The sequence below is a fragment of the Pseudomonas sp. 22072 genome (genome assembly GCF_052046095.1).
Lineage (GTDB): Bacteria > Pseudomonadota > Gammaproteobacteria > Pseudomonadales > Pseudomonadaceae > Aquipseudomonas > Aquipseudomonas paracarnis.
In genome coordinates this window covers 37,917-57,998 of the sequence record NZ_JBQEQE010000008.1, presented here as the reverse complement: position 1 = coordinate 57,998, position 20,082 = coordinate 37,917, and the positions used below count along the sequence as shown (strand labels likewise).

Annotated in this window: 16 protein-coding genes; 9 read left to right on the top strand and 7 right to left on the bottom strand. The window is 60.9% G+C overall.

Annotation, left to right across the window (positions count from 1 at the left end):
• Positions 1-44 precede the first annotated feature (44 nt).
• Positions 45-863, top strand: coding sequence for a posphoenolpyruvate synthetase regulatory kinase/phosphorylase PpsR (gene ppsR, locus ACTJLA_RS10625; RefSeq protein WP_003193298.1), 819 nt, complete (start codon positions 45-47; stop codon positions 861-863).
• 140 nt (positions 864-1,003) lie between these two features.
• On the opposite strand, the gene ACTJLA_RS10620 is transcribed toward ppsR, so the two are convergent.
• Positions 1,004-2,428 (bottom strand): aminotransferase-like domain-containing protein, encoded by a 1,425-nt coding sequence (locus ACTJLA_RS10620; protein ID WP_034128356.1) that lies wholly within the window; start codon positions 2,426-2,428, stop codon positions 1,004-1,006.
• Positions 2,429-2,537: 109 nt separating this feature from the next.
• Here ACTJLA_RS10620 and ACTJLA_RS10615 point away from each other — a divergent pair, with 109 nt between their 5' ends.
• Genes ACTJLA_RS10615 through ACTJLA_RS10595 form a run of 5 tightly spaced genes read left to right on the top strand, consistent with a single transcriptional unit; the run spans position 2,538 to position 8,066 of the window.
• Complete coding sequence (locus ACTJLA_RS10615; protein ID WP_034128416.1) at positions 2,538-3,482, top strand: DMT family transporter; 945 nt, start codon at positions 2,538-2,540, stop codon at positions 3,480-3,482.
• Positions 3,483-3,505: 23 nt separating this feature from the next.
• Positions 3,506-5,368, top strand: coding sequence for a molybdopterin-synthase adenylyltransferase MoeB (gene moeB, locus ACTJLA_RS10610; RefSeq protein WP_252949679.1), 1,863 nt, complete (start codon positions 3,506-3,508; stop codon positions 5,366-5,368).
• Between the two features lie 16 nt (positions 5,369-5,384).
• Positions 5,385-6,299: a PLP-dependent cysteine synthase family protein gene (locus ACTJLA_RS10605; RefSeq protein ID WP_127881138.1), complete on the top strand. Its 915-nt coding sequence runs from the start codon at positions 5,385-5,387 to the stop codon at positions 6,297-6,299.
• A 37-nt stretch (positions 6,300-6,336) separates the two neighbouring features.
• Positions 6,337-7,329, top strand: coding sequence for a serine O-acetyltransferase (locus ACTJLA_RS10600; RefSeq protein ID WP_034128354.1), 993 nt, complete (start codon positions 6,337-6,339; stop codon positions 7,327-7,329).
• A gap of 2 nt (positions 7,330-7,331) precedes the next feature.
• A complete protein-coding gene (locus ACTJLA_RS10595; RefSeq protein WP_034128353.1) occupies positions 7,332-8,066 on the top strand; it encodes an alanyl-tRNA editing protein in 735 nt (244 codons plus the stop codon).
• A gap of 123 nt (positions 8,067-8,189) precedes the next feature.
• Here the strand turns inward: ACTJLA_RS10595 and prpD are convergent, their stop codons facing one another.
• The 6 genes from prpD to ACTJLA_RS10565 all read right to left on the bottom strand — a co-directional run bounded on the left by prpD (position 8,190) and on the right by ACTJLA_RS10565 (position 16,675).
• Complete coding sequence (gene prpD / locus ACTJLA_RS10590) at positions 8,190-9,674, bottom strand: 2-methylcitrate dehydratase (RefSeq protein WP_089041905.1); 1,485 nt, start codon at positions 9,672-9,674, stop codon at positions 8,190-8,192.
• Between the two features lie 157 nt (positions 9,675-9,831).
• On the bottom strand, positions 9,832-11,022 hold the full coding sequence (gene prpF, locus ACTJLA_RS10585; RefSeq protein WP_314546862.1) for a 2-methylaconitate cis-trans isomerase PrpF: 1,191 nt from the start codon (positions 11,020-11,022) through the stop codon (positions 9,832-9,834).
• An 11-nt stretch (positions 11,023-11,033) separates the two neighbouring features.
• Positions 11,034-13,628, bottom strand: coding sequence for a Fe/S-dependent 2-methylisocitrate dehydratase AcnD (gene acnD / locus ACTJLA_RS10580; protein WP_019820558.1), 2,595 nt, complete (start codon positions 13,626-13,628; stop codon positions 11,034-11,036).
• 159 nt (positions 13,629-13,787) lie between these two features.
• Positions 13,788-14,915 (bottom strand): bifunctional 2-methylcitrate synthase/citrate synthase, encoded by a 1,128-nt coding sequence (gene prpC / locus ACTJLA_RS10575; RefSeq protein WP_314546858.1) that lies wholly within the window; start codon positions 14,913-14,915, stop codon positions 13,788-13,790.
• A gap of 156 nt (positions 14,916-15,071) precedes the next feature.
• Positions 15,072-15,965, bottom strand: coding sequence for a methylisocitrate lyase (gene prpB / locus ACTJLA_RS10570; protein WP_003193320.1), 894 nt, complete (start codon positions 15,963-15,965; stop codon positions 15,072-15,074).
• Positions 15,962-16,675 (bottom strand): GntR family transcriptional regulator, encoded by a 714-nt coding sequence (locus ACTJLA_RS10565; RefSeq protein WP_057976273.1) that lies wholly within the window; start codon positions 16,673-16,675, stop codon positions 15,962-15,964. Before ACTJLA_RS10565 ends, prpB begins: the two co-directional genes overlap by 4 nt.
• Positions 16,676-16,945: 270 nt before the next feature.
• Between ACTJLA_RS10565 and rloA the strand changes: the two genes are divergently transcribed.
• Genes rloA through ACTJLA_RS10550 form a run of 3 tightly spaced genes read left to right on the top strand, consistent with a single transcriptional unit; the run spans position 16,946 to position 20,007 of the window.
• Entirely contained in the window at positions 16,946-17,470 is a 525-nt protein-coding gene (rloA, locus tag ACTJLA_RS10560; RefSeq protein WP_014719501.1) for a retropepsin-like aspartic peptidase RloA, read from the top strand.
• An 18-nt stretch (positions 17,471-17,488) separates the two neighbouring features.
• Complete coding sequence (rloB, locus tag ACTJLA_RS10555; protein WP_003193324.1) at positions 17,489-19,021, top strand: osmotic stress tolerance membrane protein RloB; 1,533 nt, start codon at positions 17,489-17,491, stop codon at positions 19,019-19,021.
• A complete protein-coding gene (locus ACTJLA_RS10550) occupies positions 19,021-20,007 on the top strand; it encodes an alpha-L-glutamate ligase-like protein (protein WP_003193326.1) in 987 nt (328 codons plus the stop codon). The genes rloB and ACTJLA_RS10550 overlap by 1 nt, the downstream gene beginning before the upstream one ends.
• Positions 20,008-20,082 lie beyond the last annotated feature (75 nt).

Genomic DNA, 20,082 nt, shown 5'->3' with positions numbered 1-20,082 from the left:
TATCATATCCAAGATTCGCCATCAGCTTAAGGCCCAGGGCTCAAATGAAACGATCTGCTTTCTTTATTTCCGACGGCACCGGCATCACAGCCGAAACATTGGGCCAGAGCCTGCTCGCGCAGTTCGAAAACATTACCTTCGCCAAATTCACCCGGCCTTATATAGACAGCGTGGATAAAGCGCGGGCCATGGTACAACAAATCAATCTGGCGGCTGAAAAAGACGGTTTTCGCCCGATCATTTTCGACACCATCGTCAATCAAGACATTCGTGAGATTCTCGCAACGTCGAATGGTTTCATGATCGACATTTTCTCCACCTTCCTGGCGCCGCTGGAACAGGAGTTGAGTGAACATTCGTCCTATTCCGTCGGAAAGTCCCATTCCATCGGGCATAACTCCAACTATATGGAGCGTATCGAGGCGGTGAACTTCGCCCTCGACAACGACGACGGTGCCCGCACCCACTACTACGACAAGGCCGACCTGATCCTGGTGGGCGTGTCGCGTTGCGGCAAGACCCCCACCTGCCTGTACATGGCCATGCAATTCGGTATTCGTGCGGCCAACTACCCGCTGACCGAAGACGACATGGAACACCTGACCCTGCCCGCCGCCCTGCGCGCGCACTCACACAAACTGTTCGGCCTGACCATCGACCCGGACCGGCTGACCGCCATCCGCAACGAACGCAAGCCCAACAGCCGCTACTCCAGCTATGCCCAGTGCGAATTTGAAGTGCGGGAAGTAGAAAATCTGTTCCGTCGCGAAAATATTGCGCACATCAATTCCACGCATTTTTCGGTGGAAGAGATTTCGGCGAAGATTCTGGTGGAGAAGGGTGTGGAGCGGCGCTTCAAGTGATCTCTGTCGCCTGATCTGATCGTTCCCACGCTCTGCGTGGGAACGCCGCCTGGGACGCTCCGCGTCCCGCAATAGCGACGCGGAGCGTCGCAAGATGCATTCCCACGCAGAGCGTGGAAACGAGCAACGGTAACGCGGATTTACAGATGAAACCGTCCGCCCCCCTGCCCCAACGCCGTCGCCAGCGCATCAAACCCCTCGCGCAATAACTGATCATCACCCGACGTGTTGCAGATACTCGCCCGAATAAACTGCGGCACCGCCGTCTGCCCCACGGCAAACGCCTCGGCGGTGGCGATCAGGTAATTGTTCTGCTTGAGCTCCGCCTCGATTTCCGAGGCGCGCCAGGGCTCCGGTACTTCGATCCAGAAGTGCGGGCTATTGGGGTGGGTGCGATAGGCCAGGCCGGTCAATAAATCTTCGACCAGCGTCTTGCGTCGGCTGATCTCGTTGATCTGCTGACGCAACAAATATTCCGCCGTGCCGTTTTCAATCCACTGGGTCGCCAGTTCCAGGGTCACAGGTGTGGCCATCCAGCAGGTCGAACGTAGCGCCGCCGAGATGCGGCTGACCAGCGCCGGCGGCGCATGCACGTAGCCCACCCGCAAACCGGCCGATACCGCCTTGCTCAGGCTGCTGATCAAGATCGTACGCTCAGGCGCGAAATAGCTGAGGGGCGGCGGACGGTCCTCCACCAGCACACCGTGGGCTTCGTCCTCCAGAATCAGCAGGTTATGTTCGCGACACACCCTGGCCAAGGCTTCGCGGCGCGCCACCGACAACACAGCGGTGGTCGGATTCTGGATAGTCGGCGTGCAGTACAACGCCGAAATACGGTGATTGCGACAGACCTCATCCAGCGCCGTGGGCAGTACGCCTTCCTCATCCATCTCCAGGCCGATCAGCCGCACCCCCAGCATACGCGCAGCGGTAATCAGCCCGGGATAAGTCAACTGCTCGGTGACCACCGTATCGCCAGCACGCAGCAACGCCATCATGGCGCACAGCAAGCCGTGCTGGCCGCCGTTGACGCAGATGACCTGCTCGGGAATCGGATGAAACTCGCGCTGCACCAGCCATTGCGCGCCCGCTTCACGGTAACGCGGCAGGCCGGCGTCGGGGGTGTAGGCGCTGATGTCCTGGAGGAACTTGGCGTTGGTCGACAGGGTTTGAAAGCTCTGGGCGAGAAACACCGTCTCTTGCCCGGGAATGTGCATGTTGCGGCTCATGTCGAAGTACTGGCGCGGCTCCTCGCTGAAATTACGAAAGCCCTCATCACGCTGGCGCTCCATCCCACGCTTGCGCACGAAGGTGCCGTCACCTACCCGTGCAACCACCAGGCCCAGGCGTTCCAGTTCACCGTAAGCCCGGCTGATGGTGCCGATGGTCACGCCTAAATTGTCGGAAAGCACCCGATGGGGCGGCAGTTTTCGTCCCGGTTCAATCAAGCCTTCGAGGATGCCCCGTTCCATCACATCAGACAGGCGCTTGTACTTCACGCCCTGCCCGTTGGACAGGCCCTCACGCATAATTGACACCATGTCAATATTTGTTTTGACAGCCATCTTTCGCCCTAATAGTGTGCTTTTACGGGTTCAATCGCCGATAAACATAACTCATTACAAGTTCAATATAGAGTTCAATTTCGGCCCAGGGAAGCAATAAACGATGCCAATGTCCGCCGTTCTCGAAAACACTGCAAAAACAAAAACGCAAAAACAGTGGCTCGCCGGGCTGGTGACCAGCGTGATGTTCCTGATCGTGTGCCTGAGTTGGGGCACTACGTGGCTGGGCATCAAGATCGCCGTCGAGAGCGTGCCGCCGCTGACATCTGCCGGCCTGCGCTTTCTCATCGCGTTTCCGCTGTTCCTGTGTTTTGCCATGGTGCGCCGTGAGCCGATCCTGTTTCCCCGGGAAAGCCGCTGGTTCTTCGTATTCGTGACCCTGTCTTACTTCAGCGTTCCCTACTATTTGCTCAATTACGGCGAAATGCATGTGTCGTCGGGCCTCACCGCCCTGCTGTTCAGCTGCATGCCGGTGTTCATCCTGATCTTCTCGGCGCTGTTCTTGCGCGAGCGCATTTATTTTTCCCAGGTGGTCGGCATCGGCATTGGTTTCGGCAGCCTTTACATGATCATCAAGAGCCAGGGCCTGCACCTGGACCACGCCGAGTTCTTCGGGGTGCTGGCCATTCTGAGCGCCGCGATCATGCACGCCTTGTGCTATGTCATTACCAAGCAAAAAGGCAGCGCCATCAGCGTCATCACCTACAACACCCTGCCCATCGGCATCGCCGGGCTGATGCTGTTCCTGGCCGGCCTGTGGTTTGAAACACCGACGTTCGACGACATCACCCTGCGTTCCTGGAGCGCGCTGTTCTACCTGGGGCTAGTGGCCTCGGTGGGTGGGTTCATTGTGTATTTCATGCTGCTCAAGCGCCTGAGCCCGATCATCCTGTCGTTCGTCTTCATCATCTTCCCGGTGTTCGCGGTCATCATCGGAGCCTGGTACGAAGGCGTGGAAATTTCCCGCGACCTGATGCTGTACTCGGCGATCCTGCTGGCCGGCTTTGCGATTACCAAGTTGCCGATCGAAAAACTCATGGCCAAGAAAAAGTGACCCTCAACCAACGCGAGAGAAACATGGACGTCCTCCGCCCCACCGCCCTGGAACAGATCTACGCCCACGCCAGCCGCAGCTACCCCGAGGAGTGCTGTGGTTTCGTCTTCGCCGACGGCAGCGTGTACCTGGGCAGCAATATCCAGAATGAGCTGCACCGCAAGAACCCCGAGATGTACCCACGCAGCGCGGCCAATGGCTACACCTTTTCGGTGGCCGACACCTTGCTGATGAACAAGGCGTTTCGCAGTGACAACCCGGTGGTGGTGATCTACCACTCACACCCGGATGTCGGCGCCTATTTCAGTGACGAAGACCAGGACAAGGCACTGTTCCTGGGCGAGCCGATCTTCCCCGTCAGCTATTTGGTGGTGGATGTCCGCCAGGGCCAGGCCCTGGGCTCCAAGCTGTTTGCCTGGGATGGCAAGCATTTCTCCCTTCAACCTTTCAACGACCTGCACACGGAGTTGTCCATGAACGCTGTCTCTTTCCCCGACATTCTGGTTCGCGTGGCCAAGCTGCCGGAATCGACCCTTGAGGGCGCCGGATCGACATTGCGCGAAGTCATTGAAAATCTCTGCACCCATCACCCCCAATTGCGTCAGCACCTGTTCCATGAAAAGAACAACCAGCTCAAGGAACACTTCCTGTTTACCGCCGAGGAGGCGCTGATCGAAGCCGATGAAGCCCTGCCGCCGAAATCCCGGATCGAAGTGTTGCTCGCCACCTCAGGTGGCATGAACATCGATACCCTGAGCAACGAAGAAGTGCAGCGCTACGTGCGCCACATCACCCTGCCGGGCGTGGGCCGCGAAGGCCAATTGAACCTGAAGAAAGCCAAGGTACTGGTCATTGGTACCGGCGGGCTGGGCTCGCCCATCAGCCTGTACCTGGCCGCGGCCGGCATCGGCACCCTGGGGCTGGTGGACTTTGATGTGGTGGAAAGCAGCAACCTGCAACGCCAGATTGTGCATGGCAACAGCACCCTGGGCATGCCCAAGGTCGAGTCCGCCAAGCAGCGCCTGCTGGACCTCAATCCGCATATCCAGATCAACGCGTACAACACCGCGCTCAACAGCGACAACGCCCTGGAACTGGTGGGCGCCTATGACCTGGTGATCGACGGAACCGACAATTTCGACACCCGCTACCTGGTCAACGACGCCTGTGTGCAGTTGGGCAAACCTTTGGTGTACGGCGCTATCTACCGTTTCGACGGGCAGATCAGCGTGCTCAACTATAAAGGTGGGCCGTGCTATCGCTGCCTGTTCCCCAAGGCCCCACCCGCAGAGTTGGCACCCAATTGCAGCGCGGGCGGTGTGATCGGCGTGTTGCCGGGCGTGGTCGGTATGATCCAGGCCACCGAGGCGATCAAATTGCTGATCGGTATTGGCGAACCCTTGTCCGGCCGCTTGATGCGCTTCGACGCGCTGGCGATGAAGTTCAGCGAAATCCGCTTCAAGCGCCGCGCTGATTGCCCCTGCTGCTCGGACCTGCGCCATAGCGAAACCGTCGCGCCGGCCACCTGCGCCGATGCCGTACCGAGCCTGCCCTCCCTGGCCGCGGAACGCTACATCAAGCCCCAGGTGCTCAAGCAAGTGCTCGAACACCCCAGCAGCGCCGATGTATTGCTCGACGTGCGGGACGCCAGCGAACTGGAAGTGTGCAAATTACCGGGCGTGGTGCATATCCCGTTGGCAGAACTGGATGGGCAACTCGCCAGCCTGAGCCGCGACAACACCCACTATCTGATCTGCTACGCAGGCGCCCGTGCCGAGCAAGCCGCCAGCACCCTGTTGGCGGCCGGCTTTGCCAACACCAAAGTCCTCCAGGGTGGCATGAAACATTGGGTTCGCGACGTCGAACCTGACATGCCGTTGTACTGAAAGTGGGGACGTGCTGATGCTGCATAACTCCATTCTCGACGTCATCGGCCAAACGCCGATCGTGCGTCTGGCCCAGTTTTCCGAAGACCTCGGCATCGAGGTCTACGCCAAGCTGGAGTCCCTCAACCCCGGCGGCAGCCACAAGGCGCGCATCGCCCTGGGCATGATCCTGGATGCCGAGCGCCGCGGCGTGCTGATCCGTGATTCCGGGCAGACCATCATCGAACCCAGTGGCGGCAACACCGGCATTGGCCTGGTGATGGCCGGCAATGTGCTGGGTTACAAAGTAGTGCTGGTGATCCCTGACAACTACAGCCCGGAAAAACAGAAACTGCTGCGTCTGTATGGCGCCAGGGTAGTGCTGTCCGACAGTCGCCTGGGCAATAACTCCCACGGCGAAAAGTGCATGGAGCTGCAGTTGGAGAACCCCAACTATGTGATGCTCAACCAGCAACGCAATGGCGCCAACCCCCAAACCCACCGCGACACCACCGCCCCGGAAATCCTTCGCGCCTTCGGTGAACAGCGCGTGGACTACTTCGTCAGCGGCATTGGCACCGGTGGACACATCACCGGTATCGGCGAAACCCTCAAGGCCGCCTGGCCGGCGCTGCGGGTGATGGGTGTAGAACCGGAAGAGTGCGACCTGCTCAAAGACCAACACGCAGCGCACGGGATCCAGGGCCTGTCGATTGGCCTGATCCCCAGCATCCTCAACCTGGACGTGATCGACGGCATGCTCAAGGTGTCGCACGCCGATTGCCTGGACATGATCAAACGCATCATGCGCACCGATGCCATCAGCCTGGGGCTGTCTTCGGCCGCCAACATGGTTGCCATCGCCCAACTCGCCCCCGAACTGCCGCCTGAAACGGTGGTGTTGACCATGGTCTACGACAATGCCGACAGCTACCTGCCCAGTTTCGAATAACGGGGCTTCCAACCATTCAATGTACGGGGGTGTCTCCATGGGGGGCTTTATCGACATGCAACAGCTGCACGATGAGTTGCTCACCCACCTCATCACCACCCTGACGCCCAGACAGATGAAGCAGCTGGAGCCGCACCTGGCACCGTTGATCCAGACCGCCGCCCAGGCGGTGGCCGAGGACCTGATTGCCTATGCCTATCGCGACCCCGCGTCCCGTGGGCGCGGTGAGTTGATCCTGGAATCCTACGCCTCGTTCAAGGCCGTGCTGTTCTACCGCCTTGCGCACCTGGTGTGGCATTTCCAGGCCGCTGACCACGGCGATTTTTCGCGCATGGCCCTCAAACTGAGTAACCAGGGCAAGATTCTCTCCGGCGCCGAGATTCACCCGGCAGCGCGCATCGGCCGGCGCTTTGTGCTGGACCATGGCTACGGCACGGTCATCGGCGAGACCTGCGTGATCGGCAACGACTGCTATATCCTCTGCGGCGTGACCCTGGGTGCGCGCGGTATTGCCAACAACCCGGACGGCAAACGCCACCCGCGCCTGGGCAACAACGTCGAAGTCGGCGCCGGCGCCCGGGTGCTGGGCTATGTTTCGATCGGCGATAACGTGTTTATCAGCCCCTCCTGCGTGATTACCCAGGACGTGCCGGCAGGCACCAAGGTCAAGGTGGTCAACCAGATCCAACTGCAGAAAAACGATGAATCGGACCATAGCAACTACCTCGGCGCCTTTGCCCTGGATGAGCGCTTGCACGTGGTGGGCGAAGTGAGTGCCGGCCACAAGGTCACCGTGCTGGACGCCGACTTTCATCCGCTGCAAGGACTGATGCTCGAACCCACGGTGAAAGAGCGGCACCACCTGCAGTTTCGCCTGCGTCGCCTCGACAACGACGAGCAACTGCCACGCCTGCCGCTGAACCTGAAGGTGTGCGGGCCGGAATTTGAAATCACCCTGCTCTCTCCCCCTGGCTTGAGCGCACTGGTGCGCCACCTCTTGCAAGCCACCCCATTGATCGTCGGAGGTTGAACATGTCCGTGCATACCATGGAAACCCTGGCGCTGTTTGACAGCGCGCCCTACCAGAACGCCTTCAGCGCCCGGGTGATTGCCGTCAGCGAACAAGGTATCGCCCTGGAGCACACCCTGTTCTACCCCACCGGCGGCGGGCAACCAGGCGATACCGGCCACTTCACCCTGGCCGATGGCACACGGGTCGAGGTGACAGGCACCGTGCGCGATCCGGTGTTGCGCTCGATCATCTGGCATCAGGTAGACCATTGCCCCGAACAGTTGGCCGCTGGCGTCCAGGTCGACGCCGGGCTGGATTGGGAGCGGCGCTACCAGCACATGAAGATGCACACTTGCCTGCACTTGCTGTGCTCCCTCATCGACGCGCCCGTGACCGGTTGCAGCATCAGTGCGGATAAAGGCCGACTGGATTTCGACCTGCCGGAGATGACCCTGGACAAAGACGGCCTCACCCGTGACCTCAACGCCCTGATCGAGCAGGCCCACGCGGTGAAAACGCTGTCGATGCCTGCCACCGAGTACGCGACCCTGCTGCAGATCACCCGCACTCAGGCGGTTGCGCCGCCGGTGGTCTCCGGTTCGGTACGGGTGATTGAAATCCCCGGCATCGATATCCAGCCCTGCGGCGGTACCCATGTGCTCAATACCGAGGAAATCGGTCGGGTGTTCTGCGAGAAGATCGAGAAAAAGAGCAAGCACAACCGCCGGGTGATACTGCGGTTTGGACACGCTTGAGCCTGCGTCATTGCCTCTGTAGGAGCGAGCTTGCTCGCGAAAAACCCATAGGCGCCGCGCTTACTCAGGNATCGTTGACGTTTTTCGCGAGCAAGCTCGCTCCTACAGTGACTGTGCTGTTTTTCAGATAGTGAGCAGGTCCATGAAACGGTTGACTGGAGTAGCCTCAAGCCGTGCCTGATCCTTGCACAACGCAAAGATTTCGGCGCTGCGTTGCGCGGTGAACCGCGTGGCCAGGTTGGCCTTGAACTTGTCTTCCAGCAGTGGAATGCCGTCCACCCGACGGCGGCGATGGCCAATCGGGTACTCCACCACCACCTGCTCGGTGCAGGTGCCATCCGTGAAAAACACCTGCACCGCGTTGGCAATCGAGCGCTTGTCGGCCTCCAGGTATTCGCGGCTGTAGCGCGGGTCTTCGATGACGACCATCTTGTCGCGCAGCTCATCGATGATCGGGTGGGCCGCGTGGAAATCATCTTCATACTGCTCGGCCACCAGATTGCCGAACGCCAAGGGCACGGCGGTCATGTATTGCAGGCAGTGGTCGCGATCGGCGGCATTCGCCAATGGGCCGACCTTGGAAATAATGCGAATCGCCGACTCATGGGTAGTGATCACGATACGGTCGATTTCATGTAAACGATGCTTGACCTGCGGATGCAGGGCGACTGCCGCTTCACAGGCGGTTTGCGCGTGAAACTCGGCCGGAAAGCTGATCTTGAACAGCACGTTTTCCATCACATAGGTGCCGTAGGCTTGGGGCAGGCTGAAAGCTCGCTTGTCCTCGGGCTTGAGCGCCAGGTCCTTGTTGGTGTGGCTGAACAGCACGTCATAGAAGCCCCACTGCGGCGCACTCAACACGCCGGGGATGCCCATTTCGCCACGCAGGGCGATGTCTGCCAGGCGCACGCCGCGGCTCGACGCATCGCCCGCCGCCCAGGATTTGCGCGAGCCGGCATTCGGTGCATGACGATAGGTGCGCAGCGCCTGACCATCGACAAAAGCGTGGGACAACGCCGATAGCAACTGCTCGCGGTTGGCGCCCATCAGCTTGGCGGTGACCGCCGTGGTAGCGACTTTCACCAGCAACACATGGTCGAGGCCTACCCGGTTGAAGGAGTTTTCCAAGGCAATCACGCCTTGGATTTCGTGAGCCATGATCATCGCTTCCAGCACTGCACGCACGGTCAGCGGCGCGTCGCCATTGGCCAGGCGCTTTTGCGACAGGTGATCGGCCACGGCGAGGATGCCGCCAAGATTGTCTGAAGGGTGGCCCCATTCGGCGGCAAGCCAGGTGTCGTTGTAGTCGAGCCAGCGCACGATGCAACCGATATCCCAGGCGGCCTTGACCGGGTCCAGGCGAAACGAAGTGCCCGGCACCCGTGCACCGAACGGCACCACGGTACCCTCGACCATCGGCCCCAGGTGCTTGGTGCACTCGGGGAAGCGCAGGGCCAGCAGGCCACAGCCGAGGGTGTCCATCAGACAGTTGCGGGCGGTGTCCAGGGCGTCCTGGGAGTCAATGCGGTAGTTGAGGACGTAGTCGGCGATGCCCTGCAAAACCGGGTCGTAGTCGGGGCGGTTGTTCTGGTCGACGTTGGCGCTCATGGCAGTTCTCCTAAAAGGTGGGGTTGTTCCTCAAGGTCAAGGTTGATTTGATCGTTCCCACGCTCCGCGTGGGAATGCATCCCGTGACGCTGTGCGTCACAGCAGGACGCAGAGCGTCCCAGGCGGCGTTCCCACGCGGAGCGTGGGAACGATCAAGCTAGAAAGCGTCGCCGGGGATGCGCACATAGCCTTCCATTAACACCCGTGCGCTGCGGCTCATGATGGCTTTCTTCACCACCCATTCACCGTCCACCTGGCTGGCCTCGGCGCCTACGCGCAAAGTGCCGGACGGGTGCCCGAAGCGCACGGCATTGCGCTCTACGCCGCCCGCCGCCAGGTTGACCAAGGTGCCGGAAATCGCCGCGGCGGTGCCAATCGCCACCGCCGCGGTGCCCATCATCGCGTGGTGCAGTTTGCCCATCGACAAGGCGCGCACCAGCAGGTCCACATCGCCGGCCTTGATCGCCTTGCCGCTGGAGGCCACGTAATCGGCTGGCTTGGCGACGAACGCCACCTTGGGCGTGTGCTGGCGCTGGGCGGCTTCGTCCAGGTGTTTGATCAGGCCCATGCGCAACGCGCCATACGCCCGTACGGTCTCGAACATCGCCAGGGCCTTGGGGTCGCTGTTGATCGCGCCTTGCAGCTCGGTACCGGTGTAGCCCAGGTCTTGGGCGTTGATGAAAATCGTCGGGATACCGGCGTTGATCAACGTGGCCTTGAAGGTACCGACGCCGGGTACCTCCAGGTCGTCGACGAGGTTGCCGGTGGGGAACATCGAACCACCACCGCCCTCTTCTTCCGCCGCCGGGTCCATGAATTCCAACTGCACTTCGGCGGCCGGGAAGGTCACGCCGTCCAGTTCAAAGTCGCCGGTTTCCTGCACCGCGCCGTCAGTGATCGGCACGTGGGCGATGATGGTCTTGCCGATATTGGCCTGCCACACCCGCACCACGGCCACGCCGTTATGGGGTACGCGGGCCGCATCGACCAGGCCGGCACTGATGGCGAACGAACCCACCGCCGCCGACAGGTTGCCGCAGTTGCCGCTCCAATCGACAAATGGCTTGTCGATGGAGACCTGGCCAAACAGGTAATCCACGTCGTGATCGGCGCAGTTGCTTTTGGCCAGGATCACGGTCTTGCTGGTGCTCGAGGTGGCCCCACCCATGCCGTCGATCTGCTTGTCATAGGGGTCGGGGCTGCCGATCACCCGCAGCAACAAGGCGTCGCGTGCAGGGCCCGGCACCTGCGCCGCTGCGGGCAGGTCCTGGAGGCTGAAGAACACGCCCTTGCTGGTGCCGCCACGCATGTAGGTGGCGGGGATCTTGATTTGCGCTACGTGTGCCATGGTTATCCTCTTCAGGCGGTCGCCTTTGATTCCAGGAAGTCCTGGGCGAAACGTTGCAACACGCCACCGGCCTCGTAGATCGACACTTCTTCGGCGGTGTCCAGGCGGCAGGTCACTGGCACCTCGACACGTTCGCCATTCTTGCGATTGATCACCAGGGTCAGTTGCGCACGCGGGGTGCGCTCGCCGACCACGTCATAGGTTTCACTGCCGTCGATTTGCAGGGTGTGGCGGTCGGTGCCCGGCAGGAACTCCAGGGGCAACACGCCCATGCCCACCAGATTGGTGCGGTGGATGCGCTCGAAGCCTTCGGCGGCAATCGCTTCCACACCGGCCAGGCGTACGCCCTTGGCCGCCCAGTCACGGGACGAACCTTGGCCGTAGTCGGCGCCGGCGATGATGATCAGCGGTTGCTTGCGCTCCATGTAAGTCTCGATGGCTTCCCACATCCGCGTGACCTTGCCTTCCGGCTCGATACGCGCAAGAGAGCCCTGCTTGACCTTGCCGTTTTCCTGCACCATTTCGTTGAACAGTTTCGGGTTGGCGAAGGTGGCGCGCTGCGCCGTCAAATGGTCGCCCCTGTGGGTCGCGTAGGAGTTGAAGTCGACTTCCGGCAAGCCCATTTTCGCCAGGTATTCACCGGCGGCACTGTCAAGCATGATCGCGTTGGACGGCGACAGGTGGTCCGTGGTGATGTTGTCTGGCAGCACCGCCAGCGGGCGCATGCCTTTGAGCGGCCGTGCACCGGCCAGCGCGCCTTCCCAGTACGGCGGGCGGCGGATATAGGTGCTTTGTGGGCGCCAGTCGTACAGCGGCGTGACCTTGGGCCCGGTGTCTTCGTGGATGGCGAACATCGGGATATACACCGCACGGAATTGCTCGGGTTTCACCGAAGCCTTGACCACCGCATCGATCTCTTCATCGCTCGGCCAGATGTCTTGCAGGCGGATTTCCTTGCCGTCGGCGTCCAGGCCGAGCACGTCCTTTTCGATGTCGAAACGGATGGTACCGGCAATCGCATAGGCCACCACCAGCGGCGGCGACGCCAGGAACGCTTGCTTGGCGTAAGGGTGAATGCGCCCGTCAAAGTTGCGGTTACCCGACAACACTGCGGTGGCGTAAAGGTCGCGGTCGATGATCTCTTGCTGGATCACCGGGTCGAGCGCGCCGGACATGCCGTTGCAGGTGGTGCAGGCAAAGGCCACCACGCCAAAGCCGAGCTTTTCCAGCTCATGGCCCAGTCCGGCTTCTTCCAGGTACATGGCCACGGTTTTCGAGCCCGGCGCCAGGGACGACTTGACCCACGGTTTGCGGGTCAGCCCCAGCTTGTTGGCGTTGCGTGCCAACAGGCCGGCGGCGATCACGTTGCGCGGGTTGCTGGTGTTGGTGCAACTGGTGATGGCGGCGATGATCACTGCGCCGTCGGGCATTTGCCCCGGCACGTCATCCCATTGGCCGGCAATTCCTTTCGACGCCAGGTCGCGGGTGGCCAGGCGGGCATGGGGGTTGCTCGGGCCGGCCATGTTGCGCACGACGCTGGAGAGGTCGAAGCTCAGGCTGCGCTCGTACTGCGCGCCTTTCAGGTCGTCTGCCCACAGGCCAGTGTGGCGTGCATATTGCTCGACCAGGGCGACTTGTTCGTCTTCGCGACCGGTGAGTTTGAGGTAGGCAATGGTTTGCGCGTCGATGTAGAACATCGCGGCGGTGGCGCCGTACTCCGGGGCCATGTTGGAGATGGTGGCACGGTCACCCAAGGTCAGTGCCGAGGCCCCTTCGCCGAAGAACTCCAGCCAGGCGCCGACCACCTTTTGCTGGCGCAGGAATTCGGTGAGCGCCAGCACCATATCGGTGGCGGTGATGCCCGGTTGCAGCTTGCCGGTCAATTCCACGCCAACGCTTTCCGGCAGGCGCATCCACGACGCGCGGCCGAGCATCACGCTCTCGGCTTCCAGGCCACCGACGCCGATGGCGATCACACCCAGGGCGTCTACGTGAGGCGTATGGCTGTCGGTGCCGACACAGGTATCCGGGAAGGCCACACCGTCACGCACTTGAATCACCGGAGACATTTTCTCCAGATTGATCTGGTGCATGATGCCGTTGCCCGGTGGGATCACATCGACGTTCTTGAAGGCCTTTTTGGTCCACTCGATAAAGTGGAAGCGGTCTTCGTTGCGACGGTCTTCAATGGCGCGGTTTTTTTCGAAGGCTTGCGGGTCAAAGCCACCGGCCTCGACGGCCAGGGAGTGGTCGACGATCAGTTGGGTGGGCACCACCGGGTTGACCTGCGCCGGGTCGCCGCCTTGCTGGGCGATGGCATCGCGCAGGCCGGCGAGGTCGACAAGAGCGGTCTGGCCGAGGATGTCATGGCACACCACGCGGGCCGGGAACCACGGGAAGTCGAGGTCGCGCTTGCGCTCGATCAGTTGGCTCAGGGACGCGTCGAGGGTGGCCGGGTCGCAACGGCGCACCAGGTTCTCGGCGAGCACGCGCGAGGTGTAGGGCAGCGTGGCGTAGGCGCCGGGGGTGATTGCCTCGACAGCCGCACGGGCGTCGAAGAAATCCAGGCGGCTGCCGGGGAGTGGTTTGCGAAATTCAGTGTTCATCGTCAGGACTCGGTCACGGTAAGTTCGAAAGGTGAGCTGTCGACACTGGCTTTGTTTCCTGTGGGAGCTGGCTTGCCTGCGATAGCATCACCTCGGTGTACCTGTCNAAGCCAGCTCCCACAAACAAGCACATGAGCCAGCGGGCACAGCCCATCCCATTCAGCGACGTTCGATTGGCACGAACTTGCGCTGCTCAACGCCGATGTACTCGGCGCTTGGACGGATGATGCGGTTGTTGGCGCGCTGCTCGAACACATGCGCAGCCCAGCCGGTCAGGCGCGAGCATACGAAGATCGGCGTGAACAACTTGGTCGGGATGCCCATGAAGTGGTACGCCGAGGCATGGTAGAAATCGGCGTTGGGAAACAGCTTCTTCTGTTCCCACATGGTCTTGTCGATGGCTTCGGAGACCGGGAACAACACGGTGTCGCCCACTTCGTCAGCGAGTTTTTTCGACCAGCCCTTGATCACCTCATTGCGCGGATCGCTGTCTTTATAGATCGCGTGGCCAAAGCCCATGATCTTGTCTTTGCGCGCCAACATGCCAAGGGTGCCTTCAACCGCTTCCTGGGCCGAGGAGAAACGCTCGATCATTTCCATCGCTGCTTCGTTGGCACCGCCATGCAGCGGGCCGCGCAGGGAGCCGATGGCAGCGGTGACGCAGGAATACAGGTCGGACAATGTCGATGCACACACCCGTGCGGTGAAGGTCGAAGCGTTGAATTCGTGTTCGGCGTAGAGGATCAGTGACACGTTCATCACTTTGACGTGCAACTCGCTCGGCTTCTTGCCATGCAGCAGGTGCAGGAAGTGGCCACCGATGCTCGGCTCGTCGGTCACGCAATCGATGCGCTGGCCGTCGTGGCTGAAGCGATACCAGTAGCACATGATCGCCGGGAACGCGGCGAGCAGGCGGTCGGTGACATCGCGCTGCACGCTGAAGTCTTTCTCCGGCTCGATATTGCCCAGGAACGAGCACCCGGTGCGCATCACGTCCATCGGGTGGGCGTCGGCGGGGATGCGTTCGAGCACTTCTTTCAGGGCCTGGGGCAAGTCACGCAGTTTGCTCAGCTTGTTGCTGTACGCGGCCAGTTCTGCCTGGGTTGGCAATTCACCGTACAGCAGCAGGTAGGCGACTTCTTCAAACTGGGCGTCAGCGGCCAGTTCGCGTACGTCGTAGCCACGGTAGGTCAGGCCGGCGCCGGCCTGGCCCACGGTGGACAGTGCAGTCTGCCCGGCGACCTGGCCACGCAGGCCAGCACCACTCAATACTTTTGCTTCAGCCATGGTTCTTCTCCAATTTTGTAATTATTCAGGGAGCCGTCCAGCTCACACCCTGTAGGAGCGAGCTTGCTCGCGAAAAACGCAAGGGCATCGCGTTTCTCCAGGTTTCTCGCGTTATCGTTGGCGATCTTCGCGAGCAAGCTCGCTCCTACAGTGCAATTACTTTTTCGCGGCGAACAGCGCGTCGAGCTTCTGCTCGAAGGTGTGGTAGTCGATGCGATCGTAAAGCTCCATGCGCGTTTGCATGGTGTCGATCACGTTCTGCTGGGTACCGTCGCGACGAATCGCGGTGTAGACATTCTCGGCGGCCTTGTTCATGGCACGGAAGGCCGAGAGCGGGTACAGCACAATGGATACATCCGCAGATTTCAACTGTTCGGTGGTGTACAGCGGTGTGGCGCCAAACTCGGTGATGTTCGCCAGGATCGGCGCCTTCACGCGGGAGGCGAACAGCTTGTACATCTCCAGTTCAGTGATGGCTTCCGGGAATACCATGTCGGCACCGGCCTCGATGCACGCGGCTGCACGCTCCAGGGCGGACTCCAGGCCCTCGACTGCCAGGGCGTCGGTACGCGCCATGATCACGAAGCTGTCATCGGTGCGCGCATCCACGGCGGCCTTGATGCGGTCGACCATTTCCTGCTGGGACACGATTTCTTTGTTGGGGCGATGACCGCAGCGCTTGGCGCCCACCTGGTCTTCGATATGGATGGCGGCGGCGCCGAACTTGATCATCGACTTGACGGTACGCGCCACGTTGAACGCCGAGGAGCCGAAACCGGTGTCCACGTCCACCAGCAGCGGCAGGTCGCACACGTCGGTAATGCGGCGCACGTCGGTGAGCACGTCATCCAGGCCGGTGATACCCAGGTCCGGCACGCCGAGGGAGCCGGCGGCTACACCGCCACCTGACAGATAAATCGCCTTGAAGCCGGCGCGCTTGGCCAACAGCGCATGGTTGGCGTTGATGGCGCCCACCACTTGCAAGGGCTGTTCACTGGCGACGGCGTCACGGAAACGCTGGCCGGGAGTGCTGTTGTTGTTGGAACTCATGACTCACCTCGTGATGAAGGCGCACCGTCCGGGAAGTGACGGGCAATGTTGCGTTTGGAGGCGCCGATATGCCGGCGCATCAACAGTTCGGCCAGTTCACCGTCGCGATCGGCAATCGCGTCCAGAATGCGGTGATGCTCGGCAAAGGCCTGGCGTGGACGATTGGGGGTGGCGGAGAACTGGATGCGGTACATGCGCACCAGTTGATACAGCTCGCCGCAGAGCATTTGGGTGAGGGTGCGGTTACCGGCACCTTGAATGATGCGGTAGTGAAAATCGAAGTCGCCTTCCTGCTGGTAATAGCCGACACCGGCCTGGAACGCCGCATCCCGTTCGTGGGTGTGCAACACCTGGCGAAGCTCCTCGATCTCTGCGTCAGTCATGCGCTCGGCGGCCAGGCGACAGGCCATGCCTTCCAGGGACTCGCGAATCTCATACAGTTCGACCAGCTCGGCATGACTCAAAGACACCACGCGTGCGCCGACATGAGGCACCCGCACCAGCAGGCGCTGACCTTCCAGGCGATGGATCGCTTCGCGCAGCGGGCCGCGACTGATGCCGTAGGTGCGCGCCAGCTCCGGCTCGGAAATCTTGCTGCCGGGGGCGATTTCGCCTTTGACGATGGCGGCCTGGATACGCCGGAAGACGTTCTCCGACATGGTCTGGGAATCGTCTGGTACTACCGATGGTTTTTCCAGTTGCCCCAGCATATTGTCGACACCTTTAAAATCAATGCCGCAAAAACTAGCCAATAAGCCTCTCACAGTCAAAGAATAAATACACATTGTCGACAATCGTCTAATAACCCCCTCATTCGCTTGCCAAGGCATGGCCGCCTGCCAGCGCTGGCGCCAAAAAAGCATCATGTTAGAATGCCCGCCGCTTTTGCCTGACATCAAATGATGAAAGGGCGCACCCGAGATTGCGCAGCAATGCCAGTCCCCATGAAATGAACAGTGCACTGCCCTGCCTCAGGATTTATGAGACTCAAGCCTTACCTACTAGTGATGTGCCTGCTGTGCATACCGAGCCTTGGCGCTGGCGCCGAGAAGACCGTGTACGGCCTGAATGAATACGCCAAGCTTGCGGGTATCGACCTGGAAGTGGCGGCCAAACTCGACACCGGCGCCAAGACCGCCTCGTTGAGTGCCCGCGATATCAAGCGCTTCAAGCGCAATGGCGAATCCTGGGTACGCTTCTACCTGGCCATCGACACCGCCCATTCCCACCCCATCGAACTGCCCCTGGCGCGTGTCAGCAAGATCAAGCGCCGCGCCGGCGACTACGACCCCGATGAGGACAAGAACTACACCGCCCGCCCAGTGATTGCGCTGGATATCTGCATGGGCAGTGCTTTACGCAGCATCGAAGTGAACTTGACTGACCGCAGCGCATTCCAATACCCGCTGCTGATTGGCTCCGAAGCCTTGAAACGCTTTGATGCGCTGGTCGACCCCAGTCTTAAATATGCAGCAGGCAAACCCGCCTGCGCCGCCGACGCTTAATACCGCCGAGTAAACCGAATGCGCTCTTTGACCCTGCACCTGAAAATCCTGATCACCTTGCTGGTGGTGCTGGGCATTTCGGTCACCGCCTATCAGATCTTCGTGCTGGGAATTCCCGTCACCGAAGATGCCACCGACGACTTGTGGAACATCGACGCCAAGGTCGAGTTCGTCGCCAATCCGAAAGACCCGGTCAAGATCCAGATGTTCGTGCCGCCCTTGAGCCGCGACTTCGTCAGCCTCAATGAGAGCTTTATCTCGAACAACTACGGGGTGAGCGTCAACCGCATCGACGGCAACCGCAAGGTCACCTGGTCGGCGCGTCGGGCCAAGGGCAACCAGACCCTCTATTACCGCCTGGTGCTGACCAAGCGCTACAGCGGCGAAAAGGTCAAGATCAAAGGCCCGACCTTCCGCGACAGCATCGCCGTGGAAGGCCCCGAGAAGATCGCCGCCGAAGCCTTGCTGGCCCCGATCCGCCAGCACTCGGCCGACGTCGAGACCTTTATCAGTGAAGCCATCAAGCGCACCAACAACCTCAACGACGACAATGTGAAGTTGCTGCTGGCCGGCGACCCCTCGACACCGCACAAAGCCAAGATCGTCGAACTGCTGCTGTCCATCGCCCACGTGCCGGTAGAGAAAGTCCACACCATCCGCCTGGTGGCCGACCAGCCGCAAACCCCGGAACTATGGCTGCGCAGTTTCAACGGCAACGACTGGCTGTACTTCAACCCGGAGACTGGTGAACAGGGCCTGCCCGCCGACCGCCTGCTGTGGTGGACCGGCGATGAAAACCTGATCACCGTCGATGGCGGCAAGAAAGCCATGGTGACCTTCAGCCTGAACAACAGCGAGATGAACGCCATCCGCCTGGCCAAGCTGACGGACGAAAACACCGACGCCAACTTCCTCGAATACTCGCTGTACGGCCTGCCGCTGCAAACCCAGCAGACCTTCATGATCATGGTGATGATCCCGATAGGCGTGCTGGTAATCTTGATCCTGCGCAACCTGATCGGCCTGCAGACCCTGGGCACCTTCACCCCCGTACTGATCGCCCTGGCATTCCGCGAGACCCAGTTGGGCTTCGGGATTGTGCTGTTCACGATCATCACGGCACTGGGCCTGTCGCTCCGGTCGTACCTTGAACACCTTAAACTGCAGATGCTGCCGAGGCTGTCGGTGGTGCTGACCTTCGTGGTGGTGCTGATTGCCGCCATCAGCCTGTTCAGCCACAAGCTGGGGCTGGAACGCGGTTTGTCGGTGGCGCTGTTCCCGATGGTGATCCTGACCATGACCATCGAACGCCTGTCGATCACCTGGGAGGAGCGTGGCGCCAACCACGCGCTGAAAGTGGCGATTGGCACGCTGTTCGCTGCGTCCCTGGCGCACCTGATCATGAGCGTGCCGGAGCTGGTTTACTTCGTGTTCACCTTCCCGGCGATCCTGCTGATTCTGGTGGGCTTCATGCTGGCCATGGGTCGCTACCGCGGCTATCGCCTCACCGAGCTGGTGCGTTTCAAGGCGTTCCTGAAGGCTGATTCTTGATGTTCGGCTTCTGGAAGACCTGGAAGGCCCTGGAAGCGCGGGGAATCATGGGCATTAACCGGCGTAATGCCGACTACGTGCTCAAGTACAACAAGCGCAGCCTGTACCCCATCGTGGATGACAAGATCATCACCAAGGAACGGGCCCTGGCGGCCGGCATCCATGTACCGGAAATGTACGGGGTGATCTCCACCGAGAAGGAAATCGACAAGCTCGACGAGATCATCGGCGGGCGCAGCGACTTCGTGATCAAGCCCGCCCAGGGCGCCGGCGGTGACGGCATCCTGGTGGTGGCCGACCGGTTTGAAGGGCGCTATCGCACGGTGTCCGGCAAAATCATCAGCCATGAGGAGATCGAGCACCAGATTTCCAGCATCCTCACCGGCCTATATTCCCTCGGCGGCCACCGCGACCGCGCGTTGATCGAGTACCGCGTGGTGCCCGACCAGATCTTCAAAAGCATCAGCTATGAAGGCGTGCCGGACATCCGCATCATCGTGCTGATGGGCTACCCGGTGATGGCGATGCTGCGCTTGCCCACCCGCCAGTCCGGCGGCAAGGCCAACCTGCACCAGGGCGCGATCGGCGTGGGTGTAGACCTGGCCACCGGCCTGACCCTGCGCGGCACCTGGCTGAACAACATCATCACCAAGCACCCCGACACCACCAACGCGGTGGATGGCGTGCAACTGCCCAACTGGGACGGTTTCATGAAGCTCGCCGCCGGCTGCTATGAGCTGTGCGGGCTGGGTTATATCGGCGTGGACATGGTGCTGGACCAGGAAAAAGGCCCATTGATCCTTGAGCTGAACGCTCGGCCTGGGCTGAACATCCAGATTGCCAACGATTGCGGCCTGACTTTGCGCACCCATGCGGTGGAGGCACGGCTTGAAGAGCTCAAGGCAGCCGGGGTGACAGAAACCCCCGAGGAACGGGTGAAGTTCGTGCAGGAGATGTTCGGGCATATTCCGCCGGTTGAAGGCTAAGCAGCGCATCGCAGGCAAGCCCGGGCTCGATAGGTGGGAGCTGGTTTGCCTGCGATAGCTTTCTGACAAGCCACT